Here is a 6,781-nt window from a genome sequence, read left to right as displayed (position 1 = left end):
GAGCCGGAGCAGAAGCCCGAGCCGACGGAGCGGCCCGCGGCGGCCCCCGCCGCCGCCGAGGCCGCGCCGGCCAGCCGCCACGGCGAGGGCGGTGGACTCTCGGTGGCCGAGCTCATGGCGCGCCTGGGGGACGACGCCCCCTCGGGTGGTCGCCGCCGCCGCCACGCGGCGGAGTGATCGGCCCCGCAGTCGGAGCGGCCTGACCGTCTGACCGCGCCTGACGATCATGTGAAGTGCGCCACTCGGTGCCGACCTTCGCGCTGGACCGTACTACGCTCACTCCCGAGATGTCTGGGACCCGCCACGCGAGCGGGCCTGGAACGGATCGAGCACTGGAGCGCCTCATGATGTCCGAGTTCGGCGTCACCGGAACACCCCCTGCCCGCCTGTCCGTCGGCCTCGTGTCCGCGGGACGGGTCGGGACCGCCATCGGCGCAGCGCTGGAACTCCGCGGCCACGTGGTGTCCGCGGTCGTCGCGCGCTCCGAGCGTTCCCGCGATCTCGCCGCGCGCCGTCTTCCCGAGGCCCGGATCGCGGACCCCGTCGCCGTTGCCGCGGCCAGCGAACTACTCATCCTCGCCGTGCCCGACTCCGCCCTGCCCGGTGTGGTGGCCGAGCTCGCCGCGGCCGACGCCTTCCGCCCCGGACACATCGTGGTCCACGTCGCCGGCGCGGTCGGGGCGGAGGTGCTGACGCCCGCGGCGGACGCCGGGGCTGTGGTCGTGGCGGCCCACCCGGCCATGACGTTCACCGGCGGCGAGTCCGACATCGACCGCATGGAGGGCTGCTCGTGGGCGCTGACCTCACCGGACGAGGTCGGTCTGGTCGTGGGTCAGATGCTGGTGATGGAGACCGGCGGCCTCCCCGTGACCGTCGCCGAGTCCCACCGCGCCCTGTACCACGCGGCCCTGGCGCACGGCGCCAACCACCTCGTCACCCTGGTCAACGACGCGGCGGAGGCGCTCGCCGCGTCGTTCGCCGTCCTGCCCGGTGGCGGGGTCGAGGGTGACCCGGACGGCATGCTCGGCTCCGACGCCGAGGCGCTCGCCCGGCGCACCCTGGGCCCGCTCCTGCGCGCGGCCCTCGACAACGTCCTGGCCTCCGGTGACGCTGCGCTCACCGGTCCCGTCATGCGCGGCGACGCGGTGACGGTCTCCCGCCATCTCGACGCTCTCGAGGACGTGGACGCCGGCATCGCCGCCGGGTACCGCGCGCTCGCGCTCCGGACGGCGGATCGCTGTGGCGCCGGCCGCGACGTCACCGACCTCCTCGCCCCCGACCTCTCGGAGCAACTGCGATGACCACCTCCGTCTTCCCCGTCCGCACCGCGGTCCCGACCCGCCCCGGATCGGGCTACACCCGCGGCGAGCTGACGATCCACCACGAGCCCTCCGCGCTGCACGCCGTGACCGAGTCGCTGCGCAAGGTCGGCAAGCAGGTCGTCTTTGTCCCCACCATGGGTGCGCTGCACGAGGGGCACCTGGCGCTGGTGGAGGCCGCGCGGCGGACCCCGGGCTCGGTGGTCGTCGTGTCGATCTTCGTCAACCCGTTGCAGTTCGGGCCCGGCGAGGACCTCGACGCCTACCCGCGCACCCTCGACCAGGACGTGGCCAGGCTCGCCTCGGCAGGGGTCGAGCTCGTCTTTGCCCCCTCGGCCGCCGCCATGTACCCCGACGGGCCCCGGACCACGGTCCAGCCCGGCCCGACGGGCGACATCCTCGACGGCGCCGCCCGCCCGGGCCACTTCGCGGGGATGCTCACCGTGGTGGCCAAGCTGTTCAACATCGTCTCGCCGCACCAGGCGTTCTTCGGGGAGAAGGACTATCAGCAGCTCGTCCTGATCCGGCAGATGGTGGCCGACCTGGACATGGACGTGCGGGTGGTGGGCGTGCCGACCGTCCGGGAGTCCGACGGGCTGGCCATGAGCTCGCGGAACCGCTACCTCTCCGAGGAGGACCGGGAGTTGGCCACGACCCTCAACGCGGCCCTCGTCGCCGGGACGTTCGCGGCCAAGGGCGGAAGGCGGGCGGTCCTCGACGCGGCCCGCTCGGTCCTCGCCGAGCGTCCGCAGATCTCGATCGACTACCTCGACCTCCGCGCCGGCGATCTGGGCGAGCCGCCGGAGGAGGGGCCCGGGCGGCTGCTCGTGGCCGCCCGCATCGGGTCCACCCGCCTCATCGACAACGTCGGGGTGGCCATCGGCACCGGGTTCCTCGCCGCAGCCGAGGCGACCGTCGCCGCCCAGCAGGCCGAGATGGCCGCAGACTCCCAGGAAGGCCTCTAGATGCAGCGCACCATGCTCCACTCCAAGATCCACCGGGCGACCGTCACCCAGGCGGACCTGCACTACGTGGGTTCCTGCACCATCGACGCGGACCTGATGGACGCCGCCGACCTGCTCGAGGGGCAGCAGATCGACATCGTCGACATCAACAACGGCTCGCGGCTGACCACCTACGCCATCACGGGCGAGCGCGGCTCGGGCGTGATCAGCATCAACGGCGCCGCCGCGCACCTCGTGCACCCGGGCGATCTGGTGATCATCATCGCCTACGCCGTGATGGAGGACGCCGAGGCGCGGGCCTACAAGCCCCGCGTGGTCTTTGTCGACGACGACAACCGGATGCTCACCGAGGGCACCGACCCGGCGAACGTCCCCGAGGGGTCGGGCCTGAAGAACCCGCGCGTCCCCGAGTCCGCCGCGGTCTAGGGGTCGGGGCAGAGCGATGCTTCTCACCGTCGACGTCGGCAACACCCACATCCGGCTCGGCGTCTTCCCCACCGACGGGGGTCCGCTCGAGCGCACGTGGAGCATGCGGACCTCGCCCGCGGTGACCTCCGACGAGCTGGCCCTGACCATCCGGGGGCTCCTGGGCGGCTGCGCGGAGCGGCTCTCCGGCATCTCCGCGATGTCGGTCGTGCCGTCGGTGACGGGGGAGCTCCGCCGGATGGCGGCGGACTACTGGCCGGACCTGCCGGCCGTCGTCGTCGCGCCCGGGGTGAAGACCGGGGTGCCGCTCCTGGTGGACAACCCGCGGGAGGTGGGCTCGGACCGGGTGGTCAACGCGCTGGCCGCGCACTCCCTGTTCGACGGCGCCGTCGTGGTCGTCGACGTCGACACCGCCACCACCGTCGACGCCGTCTCCGCGCGCGGCGAGTTGCTCGGCGGCGCGATCGCGCCCGGGATCGACATCTCCGTGGACGCCCTGGCCGAGCGCGCGGCGGCGCTGCGCAGGATCGAGGTGGTCCGGCCGCGCAGCGCGCTGGGCAAGAACACCGTCGCCGCGCTGCAGGCCGGGATCGTGATCGGATTCGCCGGGCAGATCGACGCCCTGGTGGACCGGTTGCGGTCGGACGTGGCGGAGCTCGCCGACGCGTCCGTGGTCCTCACCGGCCTGCGGGCGGACCTGGTGGCGGAGGAGTCCCGGACGATCACCGACGTCGAGCCGGAGCTGGCGCTCGAGGGCCTCCGGTTGGTGTTCGAGCGCAACTCCTGACCCGCCCCGCCGGGTGGGCGCTCAGGCCGCCGAGCGATAACTGGTCATGGAGACCGAACCCCAGGCGTACCCCTTGCTGAAGGCGTCCAGCCTCTCGCCGGACCCCGCCGCCATGCCGGCCGTGTAGAGCAGGGGGAGGAAGTGGTCGGCGCTGGGCACGGCGAGCCGGGCGTCGGGGTGCTCGACCAGGGAGAGCGCGTCCTCGGGGCGCTCGGTGAGCAGCTCCTGGGTGTGGTCGTCGAAGCGGTGGGCCCAGTCGGTCCCCGAGTTGCCGCGGGAGGGGTCCACCGCGGCGAGGTTGTGCACCACGTTGCCGCTGGCCAGCACCAGCACCCCGGAATCCCGGAGCGCGGAGAGCTTGGTGCCGAGGTCGAAGTGGTAGCTCGCCGGTTTGGAGGCGTCCACCGACAGCTGCGCCACGGGGACGTCGGCGTCGGGGAAGACGTGGGTGAGGACGGACCACGTGCCGTGGTCGAGGCCCCAGGAGTCGCGGTCGACGCCGACCCAGGTGGGCTTGACGACCTCGGCGACCTCGGCCGCGAGTTCGGGGGCGCCGGAGGCGGGGTACTCGAACTCGTTCAGTTCCCGGGGGAAGCCGTAGAAGTCGTGGATCGTGCGGGGGTTGGACATGGCGGTGACGGCGGTGGCGTTGATGTACCAGTGCGCGGACACCGCCAGGACGGCCCGTGGCCGCTCGGGGAGGGACTCGCCGAGGGCGGCCCATTCCCGGGTCCACTCGTTGACCTCGAGCGCGTTGAGGGGGACGCCGTGTCCGATGAAGACGGCGGGCTGGCGCTTGTGCGTGGTGGGCATGAGGACTCCTTCGTGTGATCTATATGATGCATCAACTACCTCGCCGGCGCAAGCCTGTCGGCCGGCGACCCCTTGAAATAGATAGACCGGTCTGTCTATTATCAGGGGCGTGAACGCACGACGAATGCCCCCGGCCGGTTCGGTGGCACCCCCCGCGCGCGCGGCGCCGGTGTCCCTGACCGGCAGCGAACCCCTCTACGCACGCCGCACACACCGCACCGGGAGCTCACCATGACCACCGCGTTCACCACCACCTTCACCACCCTCGAGGTCGCCGACTACCGCGCCGCGGTCGAGGCGGGGGCCCTCGTCGTGGACATCCGCTCCCGGGCCCAGCGCGAGCGGCAGGGCGTCCTGGCCGGCGCGGTCGCGGTGGAGGCCCGACCGCTGGTCGAGCTGCTCGATCCGCGATCGTCCGCACCGCTCGCCGCGGCCACCGGGGGCCGCGAGGTCCTCCTGGTCAGCGACGACGGCCTCGACGCCGAGCTGTTCGCCCTCGAACTGCACTCCCGTGGCGTCCTCGGGGTCCGTGCGGTGGACGGTGGGCACGACGCGCTGCGGGCCGCCCGGGCCCTCGGCCTGCTCGCGGACGCCGAGCACCTGCTCCGCGAGAGGTCGGCGATCTCGGCCCACTGAGGTCCGGGCCCGCCCCACCGACCGGGGGCGCGGCCACGCCCGCGGCGGTACGGTCGCCCCATGACCGACGGCATCTCGGCAGACCTCCTCCAGGACATCCTCGACGAGGTCCGCGAGGACTCGTCCGGGGAGCTGGTGCCCCACCTCGCCGACTACGTCCACCCCAACCCCGACGCCCTCGCGCTGGCGGTCTGCGATCTCGACGGCCACGTGGTGTCGGCGGGAGACGACCAGATCCGCTTCGACCTCCAGTCCGCGTCCAAACCGTTCGTCTACGCCCTGGCGCTGGACCAGAAGGGCGTCGACGAGGTGGCCAAGCGGATCGGGGTCGAGCCGTCCGGTGATCCCTTCAACGAGATCTCCCTCGAGGCCGGGACCGGGCGCGCGCCCAACGCGCTCGTCAACGCCGGGGCCCTGGCGGCCCACGCGCTGGTGGGGGACCAGAGTGACGACGAGGACTCCCGCTTCGAGCAGATCCGGGCGCTGTTCGCCCGGCTCGTGGGTCGGGAGGTCGAGGTGGACCAGGAGGTCATCGACATCGAGGCCCGTAACGCCCACCGCAACCAGGCCCTCGCCCACCTGCTGGCGGAGGAGGGGAACCTGGCGGACGACCCCCACCGGGTGGTGGCCGGATACGGACGCCAGTGCGCGATCCGCGTGGACACCCGGGAGCTGGCCCGCATGGCCGCGACGCTCGCCGCCGGTGGGAGGCTGCCGGGAGGTGACGACCGGCTGCTCGGGCGCAAGGCGGTGCGCTACGCCACCAGCGTGATGTTCACGTGCGGCATGTACGACGCCGCCGGGGACTGGGTCTACCAGGTGGGCCTGCCCGCCAAGAGCGGCGTCTCGGGATGCCTGTTCGCGGTCGTGCCCGGCCGGTTCGGCGTGGCCGCATACTCCCCGCGACTGGACGACCACGGCAACAGCGTCCGTGCCGCGGCCGCCATCGAGGCGCTCTCGGACCGGCTGGACCTCCACGTGCTGGACACGGCGTCACACCACGGGTTCGGTCCCGCCACATAGGGGCGACTATCCTCGACATCCGTGACCGACTCGACTCCCGCCGCGCCCGGGGCCGCAACCAACGAGCCCGCCGACGACACCCCCGAGCAGCTGCGCATCCGCCGCGACAAGCGGCAGCGCCTCCTCGACTCCGGGGTGCAGGCGTACCCGGTCGAGGTCCCGCGCACCCACGGGCTCGCGGAGATCGCCTCGGACCCCCGCTTCGCCGCGCTGGAGCCGGGGGAGGAGACCGACGTCGAGGTCTCGGTGGCCGGCCGGGTGCTGTTCGTCCGCAACACGGGCAAGCTCTGCTTTGTCCGGCTCCAGGACGGCGTGCACCCGGGAGCCGACCTGTCGACCCCCGCGGCCGACGGCGGGCCCGACGCGTTCGCCCCGCAGCTGCAGGCCATGCTCTCGCTCGCCAACGTCGGCGAGGAGCGGCTTGAGGCGTGGAAGCAGGACGTCGACCTCGGCGACCACGTCTCGGTGACCGGCCGCGTGGTGCGGTCCAAGCGCGGCGAGCTGTCCGTCATGGCCGACGCGTGGGTGCTCGCGGCCAAGTCGCTCCGCCCGCTGCCGGTGGCCCACAAGGACCTGAGCGAGGACACCAGGGTCCGCCAGCGCTACACCGACCTCATCATGCGGGACACCGCCCGACGGAACGCCGTGACGCGGATCCGGGTGGTCCGCGCGCTGCGCACCGCCCTCGAGGCCCGGGGGTTCCTCGAGGTGGAGACCCCCATGCTCCAGACCCTGCACGGTGGTGCGGCGGCCCGTCCGTTCGTCACCCATTCCAACGCGCTCGACCTGGACCTCTACCTGCGCATCGCGCC

Annotated in this window: 7 protein-coding genes and 1 pseudogene; 7 read left to right on the top strand and 1 reads right to left on the bottom strand. The window is 73.0% G+C overall.

Annotated features, from left to right (window positions below):
- Positions 1-344: 344 nt before the first annotated feature.
- The 4 genes from B4M60_RS15485 to B4M60_RS15470 are packed head-to-tail and all read left to right on the top strand — an operon-like array spanning position 345 to position 3,497.
- Positions 345-1,301 (top strand): Rossmann-like and DUF2520 domain-containing protein, encoded by a 957-nt coding sequence (locus tag B4M60_RS15485; protein WP_414646822.1) that lies wholly within the window; start codon positions 345-347, stop codon positions 1,299-1,301.
- Positions 1,298-2,284, top strand: coding sequence for a pantoate--beta-alanine ligase (gene panC / locus B4M60_RS15480; RefSeq protein WP_291086095.1), 987 nt, complete (start codon positions 1,298-1,300; stop codon positions 2,282-2,284). The genes B4M60_RS15485 and panC overlap by 4 nt, the downstream gene beginning before the upstream one ends.
- The gene (gene panD, locus B4M60_RS15475; RefSeq protein WP_291086092.1) at positions 2,285-2,710 is read left to right on the top strand and encodes an aspartate 1-decarboxylase; all 426 of its coding nucleotides are present in this window, start codon (positions 2,285-2,287) and stop codon (positions 2,708-2,710) included.
- A 16-nt stretch (positions 2,711-2,726) separates the two neighbouring features.
- On the top strand, positions 2,727-3,497 hold the full coding sequence (locus tag B4M60_RS15470) for a type III pantothenate kinase (RefSeq protein ID WP_291086089.1): 771 nt from the start codon (positions 2,727-2,729) through the stop codon (positions 3,495-3,497).
- A 21-nt stretch (positions 3,498-3,518) separates the two neighbouring features.
- On the opposite strand, the gene ygiD is transcribed toward B4M60_RS15470, so the two are convergent.
- A complete protein-coding gene (gene ygiD / locus B4M60_RS15465; protein ID WP_291086085.1) occupies positions 3,519-4,310 on the bottom strand; it encodes a 4,5-DOPA dioxygenase extradiol in 792 nt (263 codons plus the stop codon).
- 231 nt (positions 4,311-4,541) lie between these two features.
- On the opposite strand from ygiD, the gene B4M60_RS15460 reads away from it, so the two are divergent.
- From B4M60_RS15460 to B4M60_RS15450, 3 genes and pseudogenes are all read left to right on the top strand, one after another.
- Positions 4,542-4,946, top strand: a complete 405-nt coding sequence (locus B4M60_RS15460; protein ID WP_291086082.1) for a rhodanese-like domain-containing protein — start codon at positions 4,542-4,544, stop codon at positions 4,944-4,946.
- 60 nt (positions 4,947-5,006) lie between these two features.
- Positions 5,007-5,969: a glutaminase A gene (glsA, locus tag B4M60_RS15455; protein WP_291086078.1), complete on the top strand. Its 963-nt coding sequence runs from the start codon at positions 5,007-5,009 to the stop codon at positions 5,967-5,969.
- Positions 5,970-5,990: 21 nt separating this feature from the next.
- A pseudogene (locus tag B4M60_RS15450) lies at positions 5,991-6,781 on the top strand (amino acid--tRNA ligase-related protein); the annotation flags it as partial.

Source organism: Dietzia sp. UBA5065, assembly GCA_002415925.1.
Classification (GTDB): Bacteria; Actinomycetota; Actinomycetes; order Mycobacteriales; family Mycobacteriaceae; genus Dietzia.
Note: the sequence above shows the minus strand (reverse complement) of the source record. Positions and strands in the feature narration are given on the sequence as shown.

Bases quoted from the DNA above. Each gene is read 5' to 3' on its own strand.
- B4M60_RS15485 (WP_414646822.1), top strand. From the start codon at position 345: ATGATGTCCGAGTTCGGCGTCACCGGAACACCCCCTGCCCGCCTGTCC.
- panC (WP_291086095.1), top strand. From the start codon at position 1,298: ATGACCACCTCCGTCTTCCCCGTCCGCACCGCGGTCCCGACCCGCCCC.
- panD (WP_291086092.1), top strand. From the start codon at position 2,285: ATGCAGCGCACCATGCTCCACTCCAAGATCCACCGGGCGACCGTCACC.
- B4M60_RS15470 (WP_291086089.1), top strand. From the start codon at position 2,727: ATGCTTCTCACCGTCGACGTCGGCAACACCCACATCCGGCTCGGCGTC.
- ygiD (WP_291086085.1), bottom strand. From the start codon at position 4,310: ATGCCCACCACGCACAAGCGCCAGCCCGCCGTCTTCATCGGACACGGC.
- B4M60_RS15460 (WP_291086082.1), top strand. From the start codon at position 4,542: ATGACCACCGCGTTCACCACCACCTTCACCACCCTCGAGGTCGCCGAC.
- glsA (WP_291086078.1), top strand. From the start codon at position 5,007: ATGACCGACGGCATCTCGGCAGACCTCCTCCAGGACATCCTCGACGAG.